The organism is Streptomyces sp. 1331.2 (assembly GCF_900199205.1).
Lineage (GTDB): Bacteria > Actinomycetota > Actinomycetes > Streptomycetales > Streptomycetaceae > Kitasatospora.
In genome coordinates this window covers 1,600,991-1,626,371 of the sequence record NZ_OBMJ01000001.1, presented here as the reverse complement: position 1 = coordinate 1,626,371, position 25,381 = coordinate 1,600,991, and the positions used below count along the sequence as shown (strand labels likewise).

Sequence of the window (25,381 nt, the reverse complement as noted above, 5' to 3'; positions counted from 1 at the left end):
GGGTACCCAGGCCACCCGCCACCGGCCACCCCCATCCCACGAGGGAGAACACCGATGTCCGCCATCCGACTCGACCCCGGCCGCCGGGGCGGGCCGACCATGCCCCGGCCCGCCGAGCGGCCGCGTTCGGAGCGTCCCCGATGACCACGACACCCACCACGACACCCACCACGACAGAGACCGCGACAGGGGTCACGACCCCGACCTTCGACCCCACCTCCGACCGTCAACTGGCCGACCCCTACCCGACGTACGCGCAGATGCGGGCGCAGTGCCCGGTGCTCCACGACCGCGACCGGGACATCTTCGTCGTCTCCCGGCACGAGGACGTGGTGCGCGTCGTCCACGACGCCGAGACCTTCTCCTCCGAGAGCGCCGTACGGGTCACCTCGGCGCCCGAGGCCGACGAGGTCAAGCAGGTGATGGCCGAGGGCTGGTCCCTCACGCCGAACCTGACCGAGAGCGACGGCGAGGAACACACCCGGCTGCGGGTGGCTGTCAACCGGGTCTTCACTCCCCGGCGGGTCGCCGAACTGGAGCCCTTCACCCGGGACACAGCCGAGGAGCTGATCGCCCGCTTCGCCGCAGCCGGCACGACCGACATCATCGAGAGCTACGCGTGGCCCCTGCCGCTGATCGTCATGGCGCAGATCCTCGGCATCCCCGCCGAGGACGTGCCGCGACTGCGCCGGTGGAGCCACAACTGGCTGCGGCTGTCGGTCGGGACGGGCCCGGTCGACGAGCGGGTCGAATGGGCCCGCGACGTCGTCGAGATGCAGCACTACGTGATGGCGCTGCTCCAGGAGCCGGACCGGGTCACCGAGGGCGGGCTCATCTCCTCCCTGGCGGCCGACCCGGGCGAGCGCGCGCTCGACACCGTGGAACTGATGCGCATCGTGATGAACCTGATCATCGCGGGGCACGTCACCGTCACCCGTGCCATCGGCAACGGCCTGGTCACCCTGCTGGAGCACCCGCAGCAGCTCGCGGCCCTGCGCTCCGGCGAGGCGAGCGTGGAGGCGATGGTCGAGGAGACCCTGCGCTACGAGTCCCCCGTCCAGGGCCTGTTCCGGACCGTGACCAAGGAGACCGAACTGGCCGGCCGGCACCTCCTGCCGGGGGACCGGGTGATGGTCCACTGGGGCTCCGCCAACCGGGACGGGTCCGTCTTCGAGGACCCGGACGAGTTCGTGCTGCGCAGCAGGCCCGGCCGGCACCAGATGGCCTTCGGCCGCGGTGTGCACGCCTGCCTGGGCGCCGCGCTGGCCCGCCTCCAACTGCGCACCGCCATCCCGCTGCTGTTCGACCGGCTCCCCGGGCTGCGGCTGGGGCCCGCCGACTCGCGCACCCGCGAACGGCTGGTCATCGCGCGCGGATTCGAGGAGCTCCGACTCGACTGGGACGTCCCGCGATGAGCTACGACGTGATCGTGATCGGCGGCGGGTCGGCGGGGTGCGTCCTCGCCGCCCGGCTGAGCGCCGACCCGCGACTGTCGGTCCTCCTGCTGGAGGCCGGGCCCGACTTCGCCACCCTGGAGGAACTGCCCCCGGAGGTCGCCGACGCGACCTACGCGCCGTTCACCCACGACTGGGGCTACCACTCCGTCGCGGACGCCTTCGGCAACGAAGTGCCCGTCCCCCGGGGCCGCATCATCGGCGGCTCCTCCGCGGTCAACGTCTGCGTCGCGATGCGGGCCCGGCCCTCCGACCACGAGGCGTGGGCCGAGCAGGCCGGCCCCGCCTGGGGCTACGAGCAGATGCTGCCGCTCTACCGGGAGATGGAGCACTACCCGTACGGCGAGGAGAAGTACCACGGCCTGGACGGCCCCTACCGGATGACCATGCCGGTGGCGGAGGACCTGGGGCCGCACGCGGCCGCCGTGCGACGGGCGAGCGCCGACCTCGGGCACCCGCTGGTCGACGACTTCAACGCGCCGGGCGCACCGGGCTTCGCGTACACCCCGCTCAGCGCGGCCGACGGCGTCCGGCTGAGCACCGCGATCGGCTACCTCAACCCGGTCCGCCACCGGCCCAACCTGGAGGTGCGCGGCGAGACGCTGGTCGACCGGGTGCTGTTCGACGGCACCCGGGCGAGGGGAGTACGGCTCGCCGACGGGGAGGAGATCCCGGCCCGGCACGTCGTGCTCAGCGCCGGCGCCTACAACTCGCCCGCCATCGCGCTGCGTTCGGGCATCGGCGCCCGGGCCGACCTGGCCGAGCTCGGCATCGATGTGGTGGCCGACCTGCCGGGCGTGGGGCGCAACCTCACCGAACACCCCGCCTACTGGAACATCCACGTCGCCAAGCCGCCGCAGGAGCAGGCCACGTCGATGTTCGGCAGCGTGCTGAGCGTCGCGGTGGGGGAGGACGAGCCCGACTACGACGTCCAGGTCCTGCCGTCGGCGGCGGTGCCGACCGCCGGACTGCCCCCCGCGTTCGTCCGACCGGTCGAGAACCACCCGACCGGCTGGGACATGGTCTTCTTCGTCTCCTGCCTCCAGCCCCGCTCGCGGGGCAGCGTACGGCTCGCCTCGCGCGACCCCGAGGACGCGCCGGTCATCGACCTCGGCCTGTACCAGGACGCCGACGACGCCGAACTGGTCGCGGGCGGTGTCCGGCTGGCCCGCCGGCTCGCCCGGACCGCGCCGCTCGCCGACCTGCTGGTGGAGGAGCGCGTCCCCGGACCGGAGGTCGGCGACGAGGAGCTGGCGGAGGCGATCCGCCGGGCCCCGGCGCACTACAACCACGGCAGCTGCACCATGCGGATGGGCCGCGCCGACGACCCGGACGCCGTGGTCGACCCCGACGGCGCCGTCCACGGCGTCCAGGGGCTGACCGTCGCGGACGCCTCGGTGTTCCCGGTGATGCCCCGGGTGGCCACCAACGTCCCGGCCATCGTGGTCGCCGAACGGATCGCCGCCGTCCTGCGCGAACGACTCGCCGCGCACGACTGAGCTTCAGCAACCTTCAGCACCTTCAGCAACCTTCAGCAACCGGAGAAGCGCCGGCCTGCCCGGCGATGAGAATTCAGGAGGATCCCGTGTCCACGACCGAGGAAACCGTCGACGTCCTGCACACCAGGTGGTCGTCGAAGGACGACGCGTACCGGTTCACCGTCGAGAACCCGGCGACCGGCAAGCCCCTGGTGGTCATCCAGGGCGCCGGCCCGGACGAGGTGGACCAGGCGGTGGAGGCCGCCCACGCCGGGCACTTCGCCTGGAAGGCCCGCACCCCGCGCGAGCGCGGCAAGTACCTGTGGAAGGTCGCCCAGGTCATCCGGGAGCACGCCGACGAGATCGCGGCGCTGGAGTCCAGCGACAACGGCAAGCCGGTGACCCAGGCCCGCCAGTTCGACCTGGAGGGCGCCGCCACCGTCTTCGAACTGTTCGCCAGCCTCTGCGAGGTGATGCCCGGCCAGGTCCGCGACTCGGGCAGCATGCTGGACGTCACGGTGCGCGAGCCGTTCGGCGTCATCGGCGCCATCGTGCCGTTCAACTGGCCGCCGCTGCACACCGCAGGCAAGATCGCCCCCGCGCTCGCCGCCGGCAACGCCGTGGTCATCAAGCCGCCGGAGCAGGCCCCGCTGTCGGTGCTGCGGACGGTCGAGCTGATCCAGTCCGTGCTCCCGGACGACGTGGTGCACGCCGTCACCGGCCCCGGCACCGTCGGCGCCCGCCTGGCCGGGCACAAGCTGGTCGGCAAGGTCTCCTTCACCGGCGCGCCCACCACCGGCCAGGCGATCATCCGCACCGCCTCGGCGAACCTGACCCCGACCCTGCTGGAGCTCGGCGGCAAGAACGCCCTGGTGATCTTCGAGGACGCCGACCTGGACTCGGCGCTGCGCTGGGCCGTCGAAGGCGGCTACTTCAACCAGGGCGAGGCCTGCACCGCCTCCTCGCGCGTCCTGGTCCACGCCGACCTCCACGACGAGGTGGCCCGCCGCCTCGCCGCCGCCGTCTCCCGGCTGAAGGTCGGCAACGGCGCCGACGCCGGCACCCACGTCGGTCCGCTGGTGACCGAGGCGCAGCGCCGCCGGGTCCTGGACTACCTGGAGATCGGCGTCGCCGAGGGCGCCACCATCGCGGCGCAGGCGCCGCTGCCCACCGACCCGGAGCTGGCCGATGGCTACTACGTCCCGCCGACGCTGTTCACCGGCGTCACCCCGGACATGCGCATCGCCAAGGAGGAGATCTTCGGCCCCGTCGTGTGCCTGATCCCGTTCCGCGACGAGGACGAGGCCGTCCGGATCGCCAACGGCACCGACTTCGGCCTGGTGGCCGGCGTGTTCACCCGCGACTCCGAGCGCGCCCTGCGGTTCAGCCGGGAGCTGCGCGCGGGCGTCGTCTTCGTCAACCACTACAACCGCTCGTTCACCGGGTCCCCGTTCGGCGGTGTGGGCGCCAGCGGCTACGGCCGGGAACACGCCCTGGAGACCCTGCAGGAGTACAGCTTCAGCCGTACCCTGCGCCTGACCTCCGGTCGCGGCGAGGTCCCGCGGTGGGCCCCGTCGCTGGAGGTCGTCGACGCGGAGTGATCCGGCGTCGTCGTCGAAGTGATCACCCTCCCGGCCCGTGCCGGGAGGGTTCGTCGATACACGAGGTGGAGCGAGATGAGTACGACGATGCGCGCCGCGGTCTGCGTCGCGGCGGGCGGCCCCGAGGTCCTGGAGATCCAGGAGCTGCCCGTCCCGCAGGTCCGTGACGGCTGGAGCCTGGTACGCGTGGAGGGTGCGGGCCTGAACCGTTCGGAGCTGAGGACCCGCCAGGGGCACTCCCCGAACGTCGTCTTCCCCCGGGTGCTCGGCATCGAGTGCGTGGGGACCGTGGCCGTCTCCACCGACCCCGGGCTGCCGGCCGGGCGCACCGTCGCGGCGGTGATGGGGGAGATGGGCCGGGAGTTCGACGGCGGCTACGCGCAGTACGCGCTGCTGCCGAACGCACTGCTGATGCCGGTCACCACCACCCTGCCCTGGGAGGTCCTGGCCGCCCTGCCCGAGACCTACCTGACCGCGCGCGGCGCCCTGGACGCCCTGGGCCTGGACGACCAGGGCCTGGTGCCGGGCGGCGGGGGACGGCTGCTGATCCGCGGCGGCACCTCCTCGGTCGGGATGGCGGCGGCCCAGATCGCCGCCGCCCACGGCGTCGAGGTCGCGGCCACCACCCGCAACAAGGACAAGGCCGCGGCGCTGACCGCGGCCGGCGTCGACCACGTCCTGCTGGACGAGGGCGGGTCACTGGCGGCCGGCGTGCACGCGCTGTGGCCCGACGGCCCCGACCACGTCCTGGAGCTCGTGGGGACCAGCACCGTCCTGGACTCGCTGCGCCTGGTGCGCCGCGGCGGGACGGTCTGCGTGGCGGGCTCGCTCAGCGGCTGGCTGATCCCCGACTTCGAACCCATCGCCATGATCCCGACCGGGACCAGGCTCACCGCCTTCCACAGCGACACCCTCAAGGGCAGCAGCGGCCGGGGCCTGCTGCAGAAGATCATCGACGAGGTCGAGGCGGGCGCCTACCGGCCCAACCTCGACGCCGTCTTCGCCCTGGACGACATCGTGGCCGCCCACCGCCGCATGGAGGCGGACGGCGCCACCGGAAAGACGGTCGTCCTGCCCTGGGCCGAGCCCAGCGGCCCACGGACCGACCGATGACGCACCACCACCGCACGACCAGAGAATCCACTGACTATCCGGACCAGGAGCGCTGACATGGGGACCGAGTACATCGAGACCGCCGTCGTCGGAGGGGGCCAGCAGGGGTGTTCAGTCGCGGGCTCGCTCGCCCGGCTCGGCTACCACGCGGTGGTGTTCGAGCGGGGAGAGATCGGCCAGACCTGGGCCCGCGAACGCTGGGAGAGCCTGACCGTCAACACACCCAACCGGACCGTCACCTTCCCCGGCATGCCCTACGACGGGGACGACCCCGAGGGGTACATGCCGGCCCGCGAGGTGGCCCAGCGACTGCGGCGCTACGTGGCCGAGACGGGCGTCGAGGTGCGCGAGCACACCGCCGTCCGCTCGGTCGAGGCGCCCGTCGAGGACCCGGTCCACCCGGACGCGCGGTTCCGGCTCCACCTGGAGAACGGCGACACCGTCGAGGCCCGCAACGTGGTCGCCGCCCTGGGCGGCTACTCCTCGCCGCGCCTGCCGGAGCTGACCGCCCGGATCGACCCGTCGGTCACGCAGCTGCACACCCGCTACTACCGCAACCCGCAGTCGCTGCCGCCGGGCGCGGTGCTCGTCGTGGGCTCCGGGAACAGCGGCCAGCAGATCGCCGAGGACCTGCGCGACGCCGGCCGGGAGGTCTACCTCGCGGTCGGAAAGCACAAGACCTCGCCGCGCCGCTACCGGGGCGCCCAGGTCCTGGACTGGCTGCAACTGCTGCCCCTGGAGGGCAACCTGGAGTCCGCCTCCGGCGGCCGCGGCGACTCGCCCGTCCTGCCCGGCGTCTCCGTGCTCAGCGGCAAGGGCGGCGGCCAGGAGCTCAGCCTGGCCGTCCTGGTAGGGAAGGGCGTGCACCTCGTCGGCACCGTCCGCGGCGCGCAGGGCACCACCCTGCAGCTGGAGGACAACGTCCGTGCCATCGCGCAGGCCGCGGCCCGTGCGGAGGACGACCTCCTCCGGGCCATCGACACGGCGATCGAGAAGTACGGCCTGGTCGTCCCCGAGCGCACCCCCGTCCCCGCCTTCGACCCCTCGCTGTTCGCGGACTACGGGGACGAGCTGGACCTGACCGCCAACAACATCACCGCGATCATCTGGGCCACCGGGTTCGTGCCCGACTACGCGATCCTGCCGCCGACGGCACTGGAGGACAACGGCATGCCGGTGCACCGCGCCGGCACCGGCGCCCTGCCGGGCCTGTACTACGCGGGGCTGCCGGAGGGCGGATCCGTGATGCCGCTGCTGATCGCCTCCACCCGGGACCAGGCCGAGCGGGTCGCCCGGGGCGTCCACCTGGACAACACCCTGCGCCACCGCTCGCCGGCGGCGCTCGGTCCGCTCTGGACGTGACGCACCGACCCCCAACGGGTATGCAGGGCCCGGGTCTTGGACCCGGGCCCTGCGTGTTGTCCGGGCCGGGACCCTCGGCAGCTCCCCGCGGTGGCCGGTCCGGCCGGCTCGGACGGCTTGGACGGGCCGGCCGGTTCGCTCCCAGGGATCGGGGAGCAGGGTTCGGTCCCACGGACGGTTCGGTCCCACGGACGGTGAAGCGGGAGCACGCGCAGGGGCCCGCTGCCGTCGGCAGCGGGCCCCTGCGAGAACCGCGGTCGGCCGTCAGGCCGGGCGGGGGATGACCTCCAGGCTCTCGGGGCCGTTGATGATGAGGGACTTCAGACGGGCGGGCTGCTCCCCGGGGTGGGCGAGGGCGAGCTCGGGCAGCCGGCGGAACAGGGTGGTCAGGGCGACTTCCGCCTCCAGGCGGGCGAGGTGCGCGCCGAGGCAGAAGTGCGGCCCGTGGCCGAACGCGAGGTGTTCCTTGCTGCTGCGGGTGGGGTCGAAGCTCTCCGGGCACTGCGGGTGGAGCTCCGGGTCGCGGCCGGCGGCGGCGAAGCCGAGGCTGATCGCGTCGCCCTTGCGGATGAGGACGCCCTCGCCGAGGTCGATGTCCTCCAGGGCGACGCGCATGGGGATGTGCATCACCGGCCCTTCGATGCGCAGCGTCTCCTCGACGACGTCCTGCCAGCTGATGGCCCCCTCGCGGACCCGGGTGAGGTTCTCGGGGTGGTTGAGCAGGGCCTGGACGGCGCTGCTGATGAGGTTGACGGTGGTCTCGTAGCCCGCGCCGATCATCAGGAAGAGGGTGCCGAGCAGGACGGCGTCCGACATCGGCTCCTCGTCGGCCTCGGTCGGCAGGAGCAGGTCGCTGGTCAGGTCGGCGGCCGGGTTCTCCCGCTTGTACTGCAGCAACTCGCCCAGCCGTGCGTACAGTTCGTTGTGCGCGGCCAGTGCGGCATCCGGTTCGAGCGAGGAGTCCAGGACCGCGTCGATCCCGGTGCTGATCCTGCGGCGCAGGTGGTCGGGCACGCCGAACAGGTCGCAGATGACGGTGATGGTCAGCGGCAGCGCCAGGGCCTGGCGCACGTCGGCGACGGCGCCGGGCGGCAGCGCGGCGAGCGCGTCGACCAGCTGGTCCGCGGTGGCCTGGATCTGCGGACGCATCCGTTCGACCTGGCGCGGGGTGAACGAGGGGGCGACCCGGCGCCGGGAGGTGCGGTGCTCCTCGCCGTAGAAGTTGAAGAAGCTCTGCTGCAGGGCGATGGGTGCCAGCGGCCAGCCCTCGGGCATGTCGGCCAGGCCGGCCCAGTGCCGGCGGATGTCGCGCGAGACGCGCGGGTCGTTGGTCAGGGCCTGGATGACGCTGTGCCGGGTGACCGCCCAGGCGAGGACGGGCCCCGGCAGCTCCACCAGCACCGCCGGCGCCTCGCGCAGCGCGGCGGCCTCGGCGTGCATCGCACGGCCGGTGGGATCGAGGACGGGACACCTGAGAACGGACGGGGATGACATGCGGTACTCCCTCTCTGGACGTGGCGCGGAAGAATTTCCCGTGGCGGGGCCGGGTCAGATCCCGGCGGTGGCGATCTCGGGGGACGCGGCGGTGGCCGGCGTCTCGACGGCGGGCCGGGCGACCGTGCGCTCGGAGTACTCCCGCAGGAAGGCCGAGGCGACCAGGCCGATCACGCCCGCGGCCGCCATGTAGACGGCGATCGGCTTCCAGCTGTGGTAGCTGCTCAGCAGCGAGGTCGCGACGATGGGGCTGACGGCGCCACCGAGCAGTCCGCCCACGTTGTAGCTGATGGACATGCCGGAGTACCGCACCACCGTGGGGAACAGCTGCGGCAGGAACGCCGCCTGGGCGCCGTAGTTGGCGGCGAAGCCGGTGAACAGCAGCACGAAGCCGAGGGCCATCAGCGGGAAGGACCCGGTGTCGAGCAGCGGGAACCAGGCGAACGGGGCCACCGTCATCACGACGATGCCGCCGACGAAGACCGCCTTGCGGCTGTGGCGGTCGCCCAGCCAGCCGAAGAACGGCATGGCGACGATCAGGAACACGCAGGACACGACGAGCAGTTCCAGCATGACGTCGTGGCTCACGTGGACGGTCGCACCGTACTTGAGCGAGAACACCGACCCGAGGTAGAACACCAGGAACAGCGGGATCGTCGACAGCGACGCGCACAGCGTGATCAGGCCGTAGCGGGACAGGACTTCGAGCGCGGGCCTGGTCCTGACCGCACCCTCGGCCTTCGACTGCTGGAATTCGGGGTCTCCGCGATCCGCAGCCGGACCTGGAGCGCCACGGCCACGAGCACGGCGCTGAGGAGGAACGGCAGCCGCCAGCCCCAGGCCAGCACCTGCCGGTCCGGGAGCAGGGTGACGAGCAGGAGCACGCCGTTGGCCAGCAGCAGGCCCCAGGCGTTGCCGGTGCCGACGATGCCGGTGAGCAGGCCCCGTCGGTTCGGCTGCGCGCTCTCCAACGCCATCAGGAAGCCGCCGCTGGACTCCCCGCCGACCGAGAAGCCCTGGACGAACCGCAGGACCGTCAGCAGGACCGGGGCGGCGACGCCGATCGTCCCGTAGGTGGGGAGCAGGCCGATCAGGACGGTTGCGCCGCCCATCAGGACGAGCGTGGTGACCAGGGTGGCCTTGCGGCCGATCCGGTCCCCGAAGTGTCCGAAGACGACGGCGCCGAGCGGCCTGCCCACGAAGGCGACCGCGAAGGTCGACAGCGACAGCAGGGTGCCGGTCATGGGGTCGAACGAGGGGAAGAAGAGCTTGTTGAAGTAGAGCGAGGAGAACGAACCGTAGATGAGGAACTCGTAGAACTCGATGCTGTTCCCGATGAGGCTGCTCACTACGGCTCTTCTGCGCTGCCCCCTGCTCATGGTGACGGCGTTCATTTTCGCCTCCGATCCGATGGGTCGACTGTGGGGGTGGTGCCGGTTCTGCCGGTGGTGCCGGCGGGGGCCCGAGGACGGGCGAGCGGGCCGTGCGGCCGGCGTTTCCGCCGGCGGCAGAGCCCGCTCGCCGATCCGGTGCAGTGCGCGTGGTCCGCTAACTCTGGAAGTCCTCCTCCCACCACTCCTGGGCCGACCGCGAACTCCGCTCCTGCTCCCGTCGGCGCAGCTCGGCGCGCTGGGTCTTGTTGGAGACGGTGGTCTTGGGCAGCTCGGTGAACTCGATGCGGCGTATGCGCTTGTACGGCGCGAGGTGTTCGCGGGCGTGCGCGAGGAGGAGCTGGGCGGTCTCGGCCTCCGGCAGGTAGCCGGCGGCGAGCGCCACGTACGCCTTGGGCACGGCCAGTCGCAGCGGTTCGGGGGAGGGCACCACGGCGGCGTCCAGGACGGCCGGGTGCTGCATCAGTACGCTCTCCAGTTCGAACGGGGAGATCCGGTAGTCGGACGCCTTGAAGACGTCGTCGCCACGCCCCACGTAGGTGTAGCGGCCCTCGACGTCCCGGGAGGCGATGTCGCCGGTGTGGTAGTAGCCGTCGCGCATGCTGCGGGCGGTCGCCTCGGCGTTGCCCAGGTAGGCGGTCATCAGACCGAGCGGCTGGTCGGCCAGGCGCAGGCAGACCTCGCCCTCCGCGGGGGAGCCCTCGACGGGGGTGCCGGTGCGCGGGTCCAGCAGCGTCACCTCGTAGCCGGGCAGCGCCCAGCCCAGTGTCCCGTCGGCGTTGTCCGGCTGCCCCGGCGGGTTCCCGATCGAGGCGGTGGTCTCGGTCTGCCCGTAGCCGTCCCGGACCGTGACCCCCCACGCCTCGCGGATCCGGCGCACCACCTCCGAGTTCAGCGGTTCACCGGCGGCCACCGCCTCGCGCAGCGCCATCGGCAGCCGGGTGAGGTCCTCGCGGATCAGGCTGCGCCAGACGGTCGGCGGCGCACAGAAGGAGGTCACCGCACAGCGCGACATCATCTCCAGCAGCGGACGCGCGGTGAACCTCGGCTGATTGACGATCATGACCGTCGCCTCGGCGTTCCAGGGCGAGAACAGGTTGCTCCACGCCCACTTGCCCCAGCCGGGCGAGGAGATGTTCAGGTGCACGTCGCCGGGGCGCAGGCCGAGCCAGTACATGGTCGACAGGTGGCCGACCGGGTAGCTCACGCTGGTGTGCCCGACCATCTTGGGCAGCGAGGTCGTGCCCGAGGTGAAGTAGATGAGCGACAGGTCCTCGGGCCCGGTCCGCTCGACCTCCAGCAGCGGCTCGGCGGCGTAGGCCTGCCCGTAGTCCTGCCAGCCCGCAACCGGCGCGCCGACGGCGATGCGCGTCCAGTCGCCGGGCAGCTCCGCCAGCTTGGGGGTGAGGCCGGACTCGGCGACGACGTGCTTCACCTCGCCGCGTTCCAGCCGGTCGGCCAGGTCGGCGGGGGTGAGCTGGACGGCGGTCGGGATCACCGTGCAGCCCAGCCGGAACGCGGCCAGCACGGACTCCCAGAGCTCCACCCGGTTGGGGAGCATCAGCATGATGCGGTCCCCGCGCCGGACGCCGGCCGACCGCAGCCATCCGGCGACCCGCCGTGAGCGCTCGGCCAGTTCGGCGAAGCTCAGTGCGGTGTCGGCGAGGAGCGCACCCTCCTTGTCCAGGTCGACCACGCGCAGCGCGGTGGCGTCGTTGCCCTCGGCGATGGCGTCGAACCAGTCGGCGACCCAGTTGAAGGTCTCCCCGATCCGTGGCCTCGGAAATGCCCGGGCCCGCGGCAGGTCCCCGTAGGAGGCCAGCAGGTGGTTGCGGGCGCGCCGGAACTCCTCGGTCGCTGTACCCATGGTGATTACCTCCCGTTGAAGGTCGCGCGGCCGGGCCCGTCGGCGGCGAAGCGCCGCATGCCGGTCAACCGGTCCTCGGTGGCGAACAGTGCGGCGAACACGGACCGTTCGATGGCCAGCCCGGCGCCCAGGTCGGTCGCCAGGCCTCCGTCGACGGCGGTCTTGGCGGCGTGCAGGGCGAGCGCGGGGCCGGTCTCGAAGCGCCGCGCCCACTGCAGCGCGGCCTCCAGCACCCGGTCGGTCTCGGTGACCTGGTCCACCAGGCCGATCTCCAGGGCCTCCTGCGCTCCGACCTGCCGGCCGGTGAAGATCAGCTCCTTGGCCCTGGACGGGCCGATCAGCCGGGGCAGCCGCTGGGTGCCGCCGGCTCCCGGGATGACGCCGAGCAGGATCTCGGGGAGCCCGATGCGGGCCTCGGTGCCGCAGATGCGGGCGTCGGCGGTCAGGGCCAGCTCGCAACCACCGCCCAGGGCAGGGCCGTTGATGGCGGCGACCACCGGCTTGGGGATGTTCGCCACCGCGTCGAAGGCGGCCTGCAGCACGGCGGCGTGCCCGACCATCTCGGCGTGCGTCATGGTGGCCATTTCCTTGATGTCGGCCCCCGCCGAGAAGGCCTTGGGGCCGCCGTACACGACCACCGCGCGCACCCGCGGGTCGGCCGCGGCCTGCTCGGCGGCCAGGCGCAGCGCGGACTGTCCCGCACGGTCGAGCACGTTGAGCGGCGGGCGCTCCAGGCGCAGGACGCCGACCGCTCCGTCGATGTCCAGCCGGGCGGTGGGGTGTCCCACCGCGGGGGCGGTCGTCACGACCACAGCAGACCTCCGTTGACTTCCAGGATGTGGCCGTTGACATAGGTGGACTCGGGGCCGGCCAGGAAGACCGCCGCGTCGGCGGCCTCGTCGGCGCCGCCGGCCCGGCCGAGCGACAGCCTGGTCTTGTAGTGCTCCCAGACCCGCTCGTTGGCGGTGAGCTCCTGGCCCATCCCCTCGTCGAGGATGCCCGGGGCCAGGGAGTTGACCAGGATGCCGCGGCGGGCCAGCTCGATCGCGCTGACCTTGGTGAACATCTCCACCGCAGCCTTGGTGGCGCAGTACCCGGCGGCGCCGATGGCGACCCGGGTCGCCATGCTGGAGGAGACGTTGATGATCCGGGGGGTGGTGCTGCGCTCCAGGTAGGGGACGGCGGCCCGGGTGCAGAGGAAGACCCCGGTCAGGTTGGTGGACACCATGTCCTGCCAGTCGTCGACCGCCAGCCGGTCCACCTTTCCGTCCCGGCTCACCCCGGCGTTGGCCACCAGGATGTCGATGCCCCCGAAGCGTTCGGCGGCCTCGGTCATCAGCGCGGCGACCGAGGCCTCGCTGGTGACGTCGGTCTCGACGTAGGCGCCGCGGCCGGGGGCGAGGTCGAAGACCTCCTTGATGTCATAGGGGTTGCGGGCGGCGCAGACCACCTGCGCGCCCTCCAGCAGGTAGCGTTCCGCGATCGCCCGGCCGAGCCCCCGGGTGCCTCCGGTGATCACGGCGGTCTTTCCGCTGAGCCTCATCATGATCCTCCCTGCCTGGAGTGGGACGTAGCGTGCGCGGCTGAGCAGCCGGCCGTACCGATCACGTCGAAGAGCGAGCCGCAGCCGCGGCAGTCGTAGGGCACCTTGCAGACCGAGCCGCCGAAGCGGCCGGCCCGCTGGACGTCCTCGCCGCCGCAGTACGGGCACCGGGGAGCGGCGCCGGCCACGCGGTAGCCGGCCATCCGCAGCACGTTCCGCCCGGCCGGGGTCACCGCGGACGGCTCCCAGGCGCCGCGCTCCCACACGATCTCGACCTCGCTGCCCGGAGCCGCCTCGTCGAGCGCGGTGCGCACGCGTCGGGCGATCTCGCCGAGACCGGGGCAGCCCAGCCGGGTGGGGGCCAGGTTGACCTGGATCCGGTCCTCGGTCAGCGACACCGAGCGCAGCACGCCGAGTTGACGCAAAGTCACGTCGATCTCCGGGTCGAAGACCCCGCCGACCACGTCGGCGAGCCGGTCGGCGAGCTCGTCGGTGCGCTGGTCGGTGCGCTGGCCGGGGAGTTGGTCGGTGCTCAACTGAACACCCCCGCCGCGTAGGTGTCGCGGACCACGCGGCCGCGGGCGAGGGAGTCGGCCAGTTCGCTGCCGCCCAGCCCGGCGGTCCGCGGCTGCGGGCGGGCCGGCAGGCGCGACCCGGGGCCGCCGCCGACCAGCGCGACCAGACGCTCGTGCAGGGCCGCGGCCGGAGCCGGACCGCCGGGCAGCGCGCCCGTCCCGATCCCCTGCGGAAGGCCGCCGAACACGTCGCCGGCGAGCTCGGTCACCTCGGCGTAGGCCAGGGTGAACTCCGCCTCGGTCTCGGGCCAGGCGGTCAGCGCCTGCGCCCACCGCCGCCAGTGGTCCAGGTGGACCAGCTGCTCCTCGCGGACGGCGGCGATCGCCGACAGCAGCGCCGGGTCGGTGCCGACCTCCGCGGTCTGCTCGGCGAGCACGGTGACGGCCGCGGCGACGACCAGGCCGCAGGCCACGGTGGACGGCCAGTCGGTGAGCCGCTCGATGGCGCGCGACACCTGCCACTGCGCCTGCTCGCGGTCGAAGAACCAGGCGTCGATGGCGAGTTGGTCGAAGCCGTGCAGGGTCAGGATGGTCCCGGCGTGCGCCAGCGCCTCCTGTCCGATCGAGCCGACCGCCAGCGCCTCCTCCACGTCGATGTAGTCGCAGATGCGGGCGCCGAGCCGGTTGCCGAGGACGAACAGGTCGTCGGCGAGCGCCAGCCACAGGTCGCCGAGCCCGGCCTCGCCGGCCCCGCCCACCGCGTCGCGGTGGTCGTACGGCGCGCCGTCGCGGACCTGCGAGGCGGTGGCGGCGATCTCCGCGGCGGTCTCCGCGGCGGCGGCGCGGTCGCGCCGGCGGGCGGTGGGGAAGCCGGGCTGGCGGTGCGGCATCCGGGTCTTGGCGGCGAGGAGGTTCCGGTCCTCCGGGCTGGGGACGATCATGTCGGCGCGGCGGACGACCCAGAGCGTGACCAGGTCGTCGCGGCGCCCGTAGGTCTCCTTGGCCAGGTGCCAGGCGGTGTCCCGGCGCGGCGAGACGATCGAGCCCACGTGGTTGAGGGGCGTGCTGGAGCCGTGCTGCGCGAACACCTCGTAGATGTCGCCGTCGTTCCGGGTGTGCGGCATCACGCCACCCCCAGCATGGCGCGCCGGTACTTGGCGTTGCGGTCGAGGGCGTTGCGCACCCAGTCCAGTCGCCGCTGCGAGGACGGCCCGCCGTTCGCGATCAGCTTCTTCACATCGGCCCAGTCGGGCATCGCGTACTCCCACTCGCCTGAGGGCGCCTGACGGACCAACGCCGGGTCCACGTGCACGCCGAGCTTCCGGAAGACCGGAATGATTTTGTTGAGCCACTTCTGGCGCACCGCGTCGTTGCTGTCCGGCTTCATGCCGACCTGCCACATGCGGTTGGTGTGCAGGGTGTCGGTGTCCGGCGGCCCGAGGTAGATGAGGATCCTGGTCAGCCACACCTCGAACGCGTCCTGCACCCGTTGGCGCTGCTCGGCGGAACCGTGCGTCATGACCTCGTGGGTCAGGTCCAGGGCGTGCTGGTAGTGGAAGGACTCCTCGCGCTCGACCTTGCGCAGCGCCCGGGCGTACGGCAGGTAGACGCCCTTCGCCAGGGACTGGAACTGGCAGATCGCGGCCGAGTTGGTCAACAGCAGCCCGGTGCCGAGCTCCTCCCAGGTCTGGAAGGAGAAGTGGAAGATGTTGTGCAGTTTGGTACGGCCCTCCAGGTAGTCGAGGAAGATCTGCTCGCGCGGCACGCCCAGGTCCTCGGCGACCCGGGCGACCGCGTGGCCGTGGCCGACCTCGTCCTGGATCTTGGCCATGAGCATCTGCCGCCTGGTGTGGCCGGGCGCGCGGTCCAGCCACTCGACGTACTGCAGCACGCCCACCAGCTCGTTGAGCGCCTGGACGCTGGCGAACCGCCTGGCGCCCTCCCGCACGTCGTCGGGCATCGGATCCCACAGCTCGTAGCCGCGGTGCCCCGCCGCATTCGCTGTCTGCATGTCTGTCTCCTTCCGTAGCTCTTGCGCGGTTCTTCGGCTGTCGTCGGGCCGGCTCAGTACCAGCGGACGACGGCGGCCCCCGCGGTCATGCCGCCGCCCACGCCGGCCAGCAGCAGGCGCTCGCCCCGCCGGAAGGGCCGGCGCTCGTTCTCCGCGCGCAGGGTGAGCGGGATGGAGGCCGCGGCGGTGTTGCCGAAGTGCGGTGCGGTGAGGGGAACCCGGGCGGGGTCGAGGCCGAGTTCGTCGCAGCAGGCTTCCACCAGCCGGGTGTTGGCCTGGTGCAGGATGAAGCGGTCCACCTCGTCCTGCCGGACCCCGGCCTGGTCGAGGGCCTCGCCGATCACCTTGGGGAGGACGCCGAGCGCGTAGTCGCGCACCTCGCGGCCGCGCATCCGGAACAGGTGCCCGCCGGCCTCCCGGGCCTCGGCGTCCAGCGGGGCGCGGGTGCCGCCCGCGGGCACCTCGACCAGGTCGCGGTGCTCGCCGTGGGCGACCAGCCGCCAGCTCAGGATGCCGTAGCCCTCGGGCACCGGGCCGACCAGCACCGCCCCGGCGCCGTCGCCGAACAGGCTGACGGTGCGCCGGTCGTCGCGGTTCATCAACGAGGAGTAGATGTCCGAGCCGACCACCAGGGCGTGGTCGCCGCCCAGCCCGGCCGGGCGCGCCGACAGCATCGAGTCGGCGACCGCCAGACCGTAGAGGAAGCCGGAGCACACCGCGTTGACGTCGAAGGCCGGGACGTCGGACAGCCCGAGCTTGTTCTGCAGGACCGCGCCGGTGGAGGGCTGCGGCTGGTCGGGGGTCGAGGTGGCCACGATGATCAGCCCGAGCCGGTCCTGCGCGTCGGGCAGGGCGGCCAGTGCCTCGCGGGCGGCGGGCAGGGCGAGGTCGGAGGTGGTGGTGCCGGGCTCCCGGTAACGGCGTTCCAGGATGCCGGTCCGCTCCACGATCCAGCTCTCGTCCACGCCGGTCCACTCGGCGACCTGTGCGTTGTCGATGACCAGCGGCGGCACGTGGCCGCCCAGGCCGAGGATTCCCATGCCCATCAGACACTCGCCTCCGGCACCTGCACGACGGCGCAGGTCCAGGTCCAGGCCGCCCCGCCGTTGACGACCAGCGCGAAGTCGCCCGGCTGGAGCAGGGCGTGGTCGCGCAGGTCGACCAGGTTGGCGAGGAAGTCCCCGCACCCCAGGTGGCCGGTGGCCGTGCCGAAACGCAGCGCCTCGGCCTTCAGCACGTCGGCCACGATCGGCGCGTAGATGGAGTCCAGCAGGCTCACGCCGAGCCGCGGCAGGGCGATGTACTTGATCCGGGGGTCGTCGAGCTCCAGCCCCGCCTCGTGCACGCTGTCCACGATCACCTTGCGGATCAGCCGGGCGGCGATCTCGCTGAACCGCTCCTTGCCGTGCACCGCCACGTAGGACTTCTTGGGGCGCTTCAGGTCGATGTACTCGTTGTGCGTCAGGGGCGCGGGGCTGAAGTCGTCGCCGTGCCGCAGCAGCAGCTCCAGCTCGGAGGCGGTCTCGGTGGCCATGGACACGAGCGCGTAGTCGTCGGATCCCGAGTCGTCGCCGCGGTGCACCAGCATCGCGGTCCCCGCGTCACCGAACCCCAGGCCGTAGTCGCAGACCCAGCGGCGGAAGCCGGGCGGCTCGAAGCGGTCGCCGGTGGTGATGAGTGCGGCCTCCAGCCCGGGGTCGGTGGCCAGGTGACGCGCGACCAGCTGGAGGGAGAGCGCACCACCGTTGCAGCCCTGGTACACGCCGTACGACAGGGCCTCGGGCGTGCCCAGCTCGTGCGCCAGGTAGTGCGGCGGCGACCACATGTCGTGCCCCTGGTGGTAGATCCAGGAGTGCAGGATCAGGCCCACCTTGGTGGGGCTCCACCCCGCCCGGTCGATCGCGTCGCGGGCGGCCGTCAGCGCCATCTCGGGACCGGACCACCGGGTGGAGACCGGCAGGTGGGGGACGCCGATCTTGGCCGCGTCCGAGGTGCTCAGCTTGCCCGCGGCGATGGCGTCCTCGACGGTCTCGTGGTCCGGTGGGAACCACGACGTCACGGTCTTGATCCGCAGGTCGTTTCCGAATTTCATCGGGCTCCTTCGAAAGCTCGGGATTCGTGGGGAGTGCGGCTCTCCGTCAGGCGAGCGGGTGTCGGCCGAGGGCCGGCGGTCGGTCCGACCGGCACGGCGTCCGACGGTTCGTCCGCCTGACACCGCGTCTGACCGGTGGTTCGTCTGACCGGCACTGCGTCTGACCGTGGTTCGGTACGGCCGGTGGTTCGGTACGGCCGGTGGTTCGGTACGGCCGGCGGTGCGGTTTCGGCCGGGAGGAACGGGCACGCCGCATCTGGCGTGGCGGTACGCGGTCGTCCACCATCGGGGAGCTGACACCGGCGCTCTGCGCCGCGGGCGGCATCCCGGCTGCCGTCCAAGTGGGGGACATCCCCACTTGGACGGCGGGAGCCATTCCCGACCGACAACAAATACCTTACAGAAGGTATGTTCTTTGGGCCATGGTGATTCGCGTCGCAACTGCGGCGGGCCGGCCCGGCGGCGGGCCGGGTGCGAAGGCAGAAGCTCCGCCGCAGGTCGGTGCCGTGCGGGCGGAGCAGTGGGGACATGGGTCGGCGCCCCGGTCGCCGAGCTGGCGACCGGGGCGCCGAGGAGCGCCGGCGGCGGGGCCTCCGACCGTCGGGTCGTCGGCCGCGCCCGCCCGGGGGTGGCGCTCCTGATGGTGCGTCAGCCTGCGTGTGAGGCTGCCTCGGTGAGGTCTGTCGCCACCTCCTCGGTGGCGGTGGTGGCGGTGGTGGCGGGTGCCGGGGTCGGCTTGGGCTGCTTCTTCAGTGCCAGCCCGATGAAGGCGCCGCCGAGCGTCCCGACGGCGGCGACCCAGCCCGCCGTCTGCAGCCCGCCGACCAGCGCGGTGGTGTCCGGGGCGGACCCGGCACGGGAGTTGGCCACCGCGACCAGGGCGGCGAGGCCGAGGGCGCCGCCGATCTGACGGCAGGTGGAGGCGAGGGCCGAGGCGACACCCTGCTGGGCGGGCTCGGCGCCCGAGGAGGCGATGGCGACGAAGAGCGACGGGAAGGCGAAGCCGCCACCCGCACCCCAGATCACCACGCCCGGCAGCACCGCCCAGTAGGAGCCGTGCGCGGACATGCCGGCGATGATCGCGGCCAGCCCGACGGCGGTTCCGACCGAGCCCCAGAAGAGCGTGGTGCGGACGCCGAGCCAGCCCAGCACGCGGGCGTTGAGCTTCATCGCCACCAGCATGCAGGCGACGGTCGGCGGCAGGAAGGCCAGACCCGCGGTCAGCGGGCCGTAGTTGAGCACGTTCTGCAGGTAGGTGGTGAGCAGGTAGTAGGTGCCGCCCGAGGAGGCCTGGAAGACGATCAGCGCCAGCATGGCGACGATGAGGCCCCGCAGGCGGAACAGCTTCAGCGGCACCAGCGGGTCGCTGGAGCTGTTCTCGATCAGGACGAAGACCGCCAGCAGCACCGCGCCGACCGCAAGGGCGCCGGCGCCCTCGATCGAGCCCCAGCCCTTGTCCGGGCCGCTGACCAGGCCGAACACCAGCAGCGTCGAGCCGATGGTGGCGACCACGGCCCCGAGCGCGTCGAAGCTGCGGCCGTTGCCCAGCGGACGGTCGGCGGGCAGGACCCGGGTGGCGGCGAAGGCGGTGCCCAGCGCGAGCGGGACGTTCACGAAGAAGACCCAGCTCCAGCCGAAGGCGCTGGTCAGCACCCCGCCGAGGAGCGAGCCCGCGGCCAGGCCGGCGCTGCCCATGGCACCCCACACGGAGGTGGCGCGGTTGCGCTCCGGGCCCGCGGCGAAGGTGGTGAAGACGAGCATCAGGGTCGCCGGGGTGAGCAGCGCGCCGCCCACGCCCTGGGCCGCGCGGGCGGCCACCAGCAGCACGGCGTTCTGCGCGAGTCCGCCGGCGAGCGAGGAGAGGGCGTAGATCACCAGGCCGGTGACCAGCATGCGGCGCGGGCCGATCCGGTCGACGGCGCGGCCGCCGAACAGCAGCAGGCCACCGAGCGCGACCGCGTAGGCGCTCACGACCCACTGCAACGACTGGGCGGAGAAGCCGAGTTCGCGACCGATGTCGGGCAGCGCCACGTAGACGATGTTGTAGTCGATGGTGACGATGAACTGGGTGAACGCCAGCAGGGCGAGGATGTACCCGGCCCGCCGTGGCGATCGGGTTTCTGAAGTAGCCATGACGAGGTTTCTTCCTTCGGGACGGGCTGGGGTGGCGCCCGCACGGACGGGCACCGTAGGGACGAGAATAATCCCTTCGCAAAGGTATGTAAATCCGCGACGGGGGAGCCGGGCCATCCGCCGTGGCGTCAGTTGCCTGCGGTGGCCCGGCGTTTGGGCGAGGCGGGTGCGGCCGGTGCGGGCGTGACCGGCGCCGGCGTGACCGGTGCGGGCGTGACCGGTGCGGGCTACTCGCGGCCGTGCGAGGTGAAGCGCATGTCCGCGTACCGGGTGCCGGAGACCAGGGCGGCGATCGGTTCGAGCGCGGCGAGTTCGGCGGCGGTCAGGATGAGGCCCGCGGCGGCGATGTTCTCGGCCAGGCGGGTGCGGCGGCGGGTGCCGGGGATCGGGACCACGGTGAGGCCGTGCACCGCGGCGCGCTGGTGCACCCAGGCGAGGGCGACCTGGGCCGTGCTGACGCCGTGTTCGGCCGCGATCTTCCGGACCGGCTCGACCAGGGCCGCGTTGGCGGCGGCGCTGGCGCCGGTGAACCGGGGCATCGAACGCCGGTTGTCGTCCGCCGCCAGCTGGCCGGCGTCGGCGAAGGCCCCCGCGAGGAAGCCCCGGCCGAGTGGCGAGTACGGGACGAAGGCGACCCCCAACTCGGCGGCGGCCGGGACGACCTGGCGCTCGACGTCGCGGGAGAACAGCGACCACTCGGACTGCACCGCGGCGATCGGGTGCACCGCGTGCGCCTCGCGCAGCTCCGGCCCGGTCACCTCGGACAGCCCGAGGTGGCGCACCTTGCCGGCCGCGACCAGCTCGGCCATCGCACCGACCGACTCCGCCAGCGGCACGGCCGGGTCGCGGCGGTGCATGTAGTAGAGGTCGATCGTGTCCACACCGAGGCGGCGCAGCGAGGCGTCCACCGCGGCGCGGATGTAGCCGGGGCGGTTGTCGACGCCCCGGTGGGCCGGGTCGTCCGCCCGGCGTTCGATGCCGAACTTCGTGGCGAGGAAGACCCGTTCGCGGTGGGCGCGGACGAACGGGCCGAGCAGCTCCTCGTTGGCGCCGAAGCCGTAGACGTCGGCGGTGTCGAAGAGCGTGACGCCGGCGTCGAGCGCCGCGTCGAGTGTCGCCAGGGCCTCGGCCTGGTCGGTCGGCCCGTAGAACTCGGACATGCCCATGCAGCCGAGGCCCTGGACGCCCACCGCGGGGCCGTCGGTGCCGAGCGGGGCGGTGGGGAGAGTCATGCGGTTGTGTCCTTTCGTGACACTGACACGGGTGTGACGGCGGGCTCGGTGGAGGTGGTGGAGGGCCTGGTCAGATCAGCTGCAGGTGCTGCAGGTCGGTCAGGTACTTCTCGATCAGCGGCCGGGACAGTCCGGGGATGTCGCCCTGGGCTCCGATGCCGGCGCCGCGCACCGCCCGGCGGAACCGTTCGGCGGGGACGGCCGAGCCGGCCACCGGGGTCGCCGGTGCGCGGTACGCGTGCAGCAGGGGCAGCAGGGAGTGCTGGCGCTGCCGCTCCGGGAGCCCCCGCAGGGCGGTCGCGAAGCGCTCGTGCCACTCGCCGTGGTCCGCGATCCGGTGGATCGGCGTGCCGGCGGCGATCAGCCAGTCGACCACGGTGTCCAGCGAGACGCCGTCGTCGTGCGGGTTGACCGCGTTGTACGTGCGGTGGCCCGCCTCGCCGCCGCCCAGGGCGGTCACCGCGGCGGCGACGAAGTCGGCCGGCAGCCCGTCGTAGTGGGCGCGCACCGGCTGCTCCGGGTCGGTGGCCCGGTAGAAGGACTGCGGGGCGATCCCGGTGGCGATCAGGCTGAGCACCAGGCGGGTGAAGGTGTCCGTGACGTTGACCTGCCCGGTGTAGCGGCCGTGGGCGAGGATCATGTCCGAGCGGAAGACGGTCACCGGCAGCCCGCACAGGTCGTGGGCCTCCCGCAGCAGCACCTCGCCGGCCCACTTGCTGGTGGCGTAGCCGTTGGCGTGGCTCCCGTCGATCGGCCGCTCCGGGTCGGTGGCGCGGATGTCGCCGTCCTCGTCCAGGGCGCCGTGCGCGGCGACGGCCACCGAGGAGAGGTAGGAGACCGGCTTGAGCCGGGTGGTGAGGGCGAGGCGGACGAGCTCGGCGGTGCCGGCGACGTTGGGGCCGAACAGCTCCCGGTACGGCAGCACGTGGTTGACCAGCGCGGCGGGGTGCACGATCAGGTCGACGGTGGCGGTCAGGCGCTCCCAGTCCGCACCGGCCAGGCCCAGGTCGGCCGTGCCGATGTCGCCGGCCAGCACCTGCAGGGTGCCGTCGGCGGTCAACTCGGCGAAGCGGCGCTTGAGTTCGCTGTCCCCGCTGTCCATGGCCCGGTCCAGGCGCTGCCGGGCGTCGGTGTCGTCGGTGCCGCGGACCAGGCAGATCAGGGTGCCGCCGGCGGGGGCGAGGCGCTCCAGCCACTCCAGGCAGAGGAAGCGGCCGAGGTAGCCGTTGGCGCCGGTCAGCAGCACGGTGGCGGGCGCGCCGGTCGGCCGCGGGAGGGAGGGGGCCGCGGCCAGGGTGGCCGGGTCGATGAACCTGTCCAGGGTGAGGTCGGCGGCCCGGACGGTGGCCGGGTGGTCGCCGTGCACGTCGGCGAAGGCGGGGCGCCGGGCCGGCCGGGGGCTGTCGCCCGGTCCGGCGGCCGCTCCGGCGGCCTGGTCGCGGGCCTGCTCGATGTGGTCGGCGATCCGGCGCAGGCTGTTGGCCGGGCCGATCAGCGTTCCGACCGGGACCTCGACGTCGAGGACTTCCCGCAGCAGGCCGGAGAGCGACAGCGCGGAGAGCGAGTCGCCGCCGAGGTCGGTGAACCGGGTCGTCGGGTCCAGCTCGCGCTCGCCGGTGCCCAGCAGCGCCTGGACGGCGCGGGCGACGGTCTCCAGCACCGGGCGGCCGGTGTCCTGCCGCAGCTCGTGCAGCTCGTTGGCCCGGCTCTCGGCCAGTTCGGCGTAGCGCTGCTCCAGCCGCGGGCCGTAGTGCGCCTTCAGCCGGGGCCGAAGGTGCTTGGTCGAGTCGGACAGCAGGCCGTTGTCCTGGCTGAACGGCTCGGTCTCGATCAGCAGGTCGCGGGGGACCTCGTACGGCTGGAGTCCGGCGTCCCGGGCGATGCGCTGCAGGGACGCGCTGATCGCCGCCTTCAACGTGCCCTCGTCCGGGGTCTGTTCGAGCGCTTCGGGAGTCGGCACCACCACGGCGAGCAGGAACGCCTGGGAGCTGTTCCCGTACACGAAGACCTGGTGCACCAGCGAGCTGGCGACGTAGGCGGCCTCCAGCTTGGCCAGCGCCACGAACTCGCCCTGGGAGAGCTTGAGCACGTTGTTGCGCCGGTCGACGTAGACCAGCCGGTCCGGTTCGAGCTCGGCCATGATGTCGCCGGTGCGGTAGTACCCGTCCTCGTCGAAGACCTCCGCGGTGACCTCCGGGCGGCGGTAGTAACCCGAGGTGAGCAGCCGGGACTTGAGCAGCAGTTCGCCGCGGGGGTGCGGGGAGTCGGTGGTGAAGTAGCCGAGCTCGGGGACGTCCACGAGCTTGTAGTCGAGCACCAGCGCCCGCTGGACGCGCTGGTCGAGCATGACCAGGCCGGTCTCGGTGGTGCCGTAGCTGTTGAGGAAGGGGATCTCCAGGCAGGCCTCCAGGAAGTCGACCAGCTCGCGGGCGAGCGGGGCCGAACCGCACGGGGCCAGGACCAGCCGGCCGCCGAACACCTCCTCGCGGAAGTGCGCCAGCAGCCCGGCGTGCTCCGCCTCCGGCAACTCGCCGTGCGGGGCGAGCTGTTCGAGTCGGCTCTGGTAGCTCTGGAAGACCATCTCGCAGACCCGCGGCACCAGGGCGAGCTCGGTGGGCCGGATCAGCGCCAGGTCCTCCAGGAAGGTGGAGAGGTCGCTGGTGGCCATGAAGTAGGCGATGCCGCCCTGGGCGAGGGTCTTGGCGACCAGCCGGCGCGCCACGAGGTGGCTCTGCGGCAGGAAGTTGGCGGTGATCGTGGGGTACTGGTGCTCGGACTCCCAGCGCGGGCGCCACATCAGGGACACCGTCGACTCGCTGAACATCACGCCCTTGGGGCTGCCGGTGCTGCCCGAGGTGTAGATCAGCGATGACAGCGCCCCCGCCGCCCCGGTGCCGTCCGCCGTTCCCTCCGCCGTGCCGTCCTCGGCAGGCAGGGCCGGCGGGTCGGGCAGCTCGCGGCCGCGCCCGATCACCTCGGACAGCAGCTCCAGGGTCAGCGGCGAGCCGGCCGCGGCCAGCCGCCGGGACGCGGCCGCCACGGCCTCGCGGTGCTCGTCGAGCTCGGGGTGGTGGTCGAAGACGATCAGCCGGCGCACCGGGCTGTCCGCGTCCAGGGCGTCCAGGACCGGACCCAGCCGGGCCACGCTGGTGGCGAAGACGCGCGGCGCGGCCTCCGCCACCAGGTGGGCGATGTGCTCCACGGAGGCGTTGTTGTGCAGCGGCACCGCGACCGCACCGACCTGGCTGCAGGCCAGGTCCACCGCGGTGTAGTCGGCGCCGGCGAAGCCCAGGGTGGCGACGAAGTCCCCGGCGCGCAGCGGGTGCTCGGGGTGGTGGTACCAGTCGGCGGCGATCGCCCGCAGCCGCTGCCACAGCTCGCCGTACGTGACGGTGTCGAAGCGGGGGAGCAGCCGCAGCTCGGTGCGCCCGTCCACCGTGACGAACTCCCGGGCGCGCTCGCCGAGGGCCGGCCGGTCCGCGTACCCCGCGAGCGTCCGGCGGACGATCTCGGCCAGCCGCAGCCCGTCCTCGGCGGTGGCGTCGTGGACCTCCCGCAGCGGCAGGTGGCCGGCGAGTTCCGGCTCGGCCGCGACCAGACCGGCGATCCGCGCTTTCCGGTTGGCCTCCAGCTCGGCGCGCGTGGAAACGACTCGCGCATTGTTCTTCATGACTACACCTTTCCGGCCGTGCCTGCCCGACCGTTCACCCGCCCGCGGGGAGCCGGGGCGGAACGCCGTACGTAACCAAGTCGGTCCGACCGGCGCGCCGAGGCGGTGCGCCGATCGCCGTGTGCGAGTCGTCGAGAAAACCGGGGCTCGGCCGCCGGCCACAGAATTCGCTCTTTTCCGGTGCGGGAATCCGGAGGGGAAATCCCGATCGGGCCGCGGTGTCCCGGCGGAATGCGCGGGGACAGCAGGCGGCCGGAGCGCGGCCAGCGTAGCGCCCGGTTCGAGCGGCGGGCCAGCCTTCTGCAGGCGGGCCCTCCTCCTGCCCGGCTCGCCGCCCGAGCCCCTGCCGGCCCGCCGCCCGAGCCCCTGTCCGGCTGGCCGTCCGGAGCGGGTGTGCAACCGGGGAAGAGGTCCAGTTGCCCACC

Annotated in this window: 19 protein-coding genes; 5 read left to right on the top strand and 14 right to left on the bottom strand. The window is 72.8% G+C overall.

Features of this window, described 5'->3' with window-relative positions; genetic code table 11:
• Nucleotides 1-140: 140 nt before the first annotated feature.
• From CRP52_RS06875 to CRP52_RS06855, 5 genes are all read left to right on the top strand, one after another.
• Complete coding sequence (locus CRP52_RS06875) at nt 141-1,415, top strand: cytochrome P450 (RefSeq protein WP_097235587.1); 1,275 nt, start codon at nt 141-143, stop codon at nt 1,413-1,415.
• On the top strand, nt 1,412-2,953 hold the full coding sequence (locus CRP52_RS06870; RefSeq protein ID WP_097235586.1) for a GMC family oxidoreductase: 1,542 nt from the start codon (nt 1,412-1,414) through the stop codon (nt 2,951-2,953). Before CRP52_RS06875 ends, CRP52_RS06870 begins: the two co-directional genes overlap by 4 nt.
• Nucleotides 2,954-3,039: 86 nt before the next feature.
• Nucleotides 3,040-4,533, top strand: coding sequence for an aldehyde dehydrogenase family protein (locus CRP52_RS06865; protein ID WP_257032325.1), 1,494 nt, complete (start codon nt 3,040-3,042; stop codon nt 4,531-4,533).
• A 75-nt stretch (nt 4,534-4,608) separates the two neighbouring features.
• Nucleotides 4,609-5,646, top strand: a complete 1,038-nt coding sequence (locus CRP52_RS06860) for a zinc-binding dehydrogenase (protein ID WP_097235584.1) — start codon at nt 4,609-4,611, stop codon at nt 5,644-5,646.
• 57 nt (nt 5,647-5,703) lie between these two features.
• Nucleotides 5,704-7,008 carry a flavin-containing monooxygenase gene (locus CRP52_RS06855; RefSeq protein WP_097235583.1) on the top strand — a complete coding sequence of 435 codons (1,305 nt, stop codon included), beginning with the start codon at nt 5,704-5,706 and terminating at the stop codon, nt 7,006-7,008.
• Between the two features lie 264 nt (nt 7,009-7,272).
• On the opposite strand, the gene CRP52_RS06850 is transcribed toward CRP52_RS06855, so the two are convergent.
• From CRP52_RS06850 to car, 14 genes are all read right to left on the bottom strand, one after another.
• Nucleotides 7,273-8,448: a cytochrome P450 family protein gene (locus CRP52_RS06850; protein ID WP_257032324.1), complete on the bottom strand. Its 1,176-nt coding sequence runs from the start codon at nt 8,446-8,448 to the stop codon at nt 7,273-7,275.
• Nucleotides 8,449-8,556: 108 nt separating this feature from the next.
• Nucleotides 8,557-9,141 carry an MFS transporter gene (locus tag CRP52_RS06845; protein ID WP_179852702.1) on the bottom strand — a complete coding sequence of 195 codons (585 nt, stop codon included), beginning with the start codon at nt 9,139-9,141 and terminating at the stop codon, nt 8,557-8,559.
• Nucleotides 9,142-9,182: 41 nt separating this feature from the next.
• Nucleotides 9,183-9,851 carry an MFS transporter gene (locus CRP52_RS06840; protein ID WP_179852701.1) on the bottom strand — a complete coding sequence of 223 codons (669 nt, stop codon included), beginning with the start codon at nt 9,849-9,851 and terminating at the stop codon, nt 9,183-9,185.
• Nucleotides 9,852-10,050: 199 nt separating this feature from the next.
• A complete protein-coding gene (locus CRP52_RS06835; protein ID WP_097239890.1) occupies nt 10,051-11,766 on the bottom strand; it encodes an AMP-binding protein in 1,716 nt (571 codons plus the stop codon).
• Nucleotides 11,766-12,566 (bottom strand): enoyl-CoA hydratase/isomerase family protein, encoded by an 801-nt coding sequence (locus CRP52_RS06830; RefSeq protein WP_257032323.1) that lies wholly within the window; start codon nt 12,564-12,566, stop codon nt 11,766-11,768. The genes CRP52_RS06835 and CRP52_RS06830 overlap by 1 nt, the downstream gene beginning before the upstream one ends.
• Complete coding sequence (locus CRP52_RS06825) at nt 12,563-13,306, bottom strand: SDR family NAD(P)-dependent oxidoreductase (RefSeq protein WP_257032322.1); 744 nt, start codon at nt 13,304-13,306, stop codon at nt 12,563-12,565. Before CRP52_RS06825 ends, CRP52_RS06830 begins: the two co-directional genes overlap by 4 nt.
• Nucleotides 13,303-13,839: a PaaD-like zinc ribbon domain-containing protein gene (locus CRP52_RS36890; protein ID WP_101948155.1), complete on the bottom strand. Its 537-nt coding sequence runs from the start codon at nt 13,837-13,839 to the stop codon at nt 13,303-13,305. Before CRP52_RS36890 ends, CRP52_RS06825 begins: the two co-directional genes overlap by 4 nt.
• Nucleotides 13,836-14,942 carry a Phenylacetic acid catabolic protein gene (locus CRP52_RS06815; RefSeq protein ID WP_097235578.1) on the bottom strand — a complete coding sequence of 369 codons (1,107 nt, stop codon included), beginning with the start codon at nt 14,940-14,942 and terminating at the stop codon, nt 13,836-13,838. The genes CRP52_RS36890 and CRP52_RS06815 overlap by 4 nt, the downstream gene beginning before the upstream one ends.
• A complete protein-coding gene (locus tag CRP52_RS06810) occupies nt 14,942-15,829 on the bottom strand; it encodes a Phenylacetic acid catabolic protein (protein ID WP_097235577.1) in 888 nt (295 codons plus the stop codon). The genes CRP52_RS06815 and CRP52_RS06810 overlap by 1 nt, the downstream gene beginning before the upstream one ends.
• A gap of 53 nt (nt 15,830-15,882) precedes the next feature.
• Complete coding sequence (locus CRP52_RS06805) at nt 15,883-16,875, bottom strand: 3-oxoacyl-ACP synthase III family protein (RefSeq protein ID WP_097235576.1); 993 nt, start codon at nt 16,873-16,875, stop codon at nt 15,883-15,885.
• Nucleotides 16,875-17,921, bottom strand: coding sequence for a ketoacyl-ACP synthase III family protein (locus tag CRP52_RS06800; RefSeq protein ID WP_097235575.1), 1,047 nt, complete (start codon nt 17,919-17,921; stop codon nt 16,875-16,877). The genes CRP52_RS06805 and CRP52_RS06800 overlap by 1 nt, the downstream gene beginning before the upstream one ends.
• A gap of 648 nt (nt 17,922-18,569) precedes the next feature.
• On the bottom strand, nt 18,570-20,054 hold the full coding sequence (locus tag CRP52_RS06795; RefSeq protein WP_097235574.1) for an MFS transporter: 1,485 nt from the start codon (nt 20,052-20,054) through the stop codon (nt 18,570-18,572).
• 227 nt (nt 20,055-20,281) lie between these two features.
• The gene (locus CRP52_RS06790; RefSeq protein WP_097235573.1) at nt 20,282-21,286 is read right to left on the bottom strand and encodes an aldo/keto reductase; all 1,005 of its coding nucleotides are present in this window, start codon (nt 21,284-21,286) and stop codon (nt 20,282-20,284) included.
• A 70-nt stretch (nt 21,287-21,356) separates the two neighbouring features.
• Complete coding sequence (gene car, locus CRP52_RS06785; protein ID WP_097235572.1) at nt 21,357-24,956, bottom strand: carboxylic acid reductase; 3,600 nt, start codon at nt 24,954-24,956, stop codon at nt 21,357-21,359.
• Between the last annotated feature and the right edge of the window lie 425 nt (nt 24,957-25,381).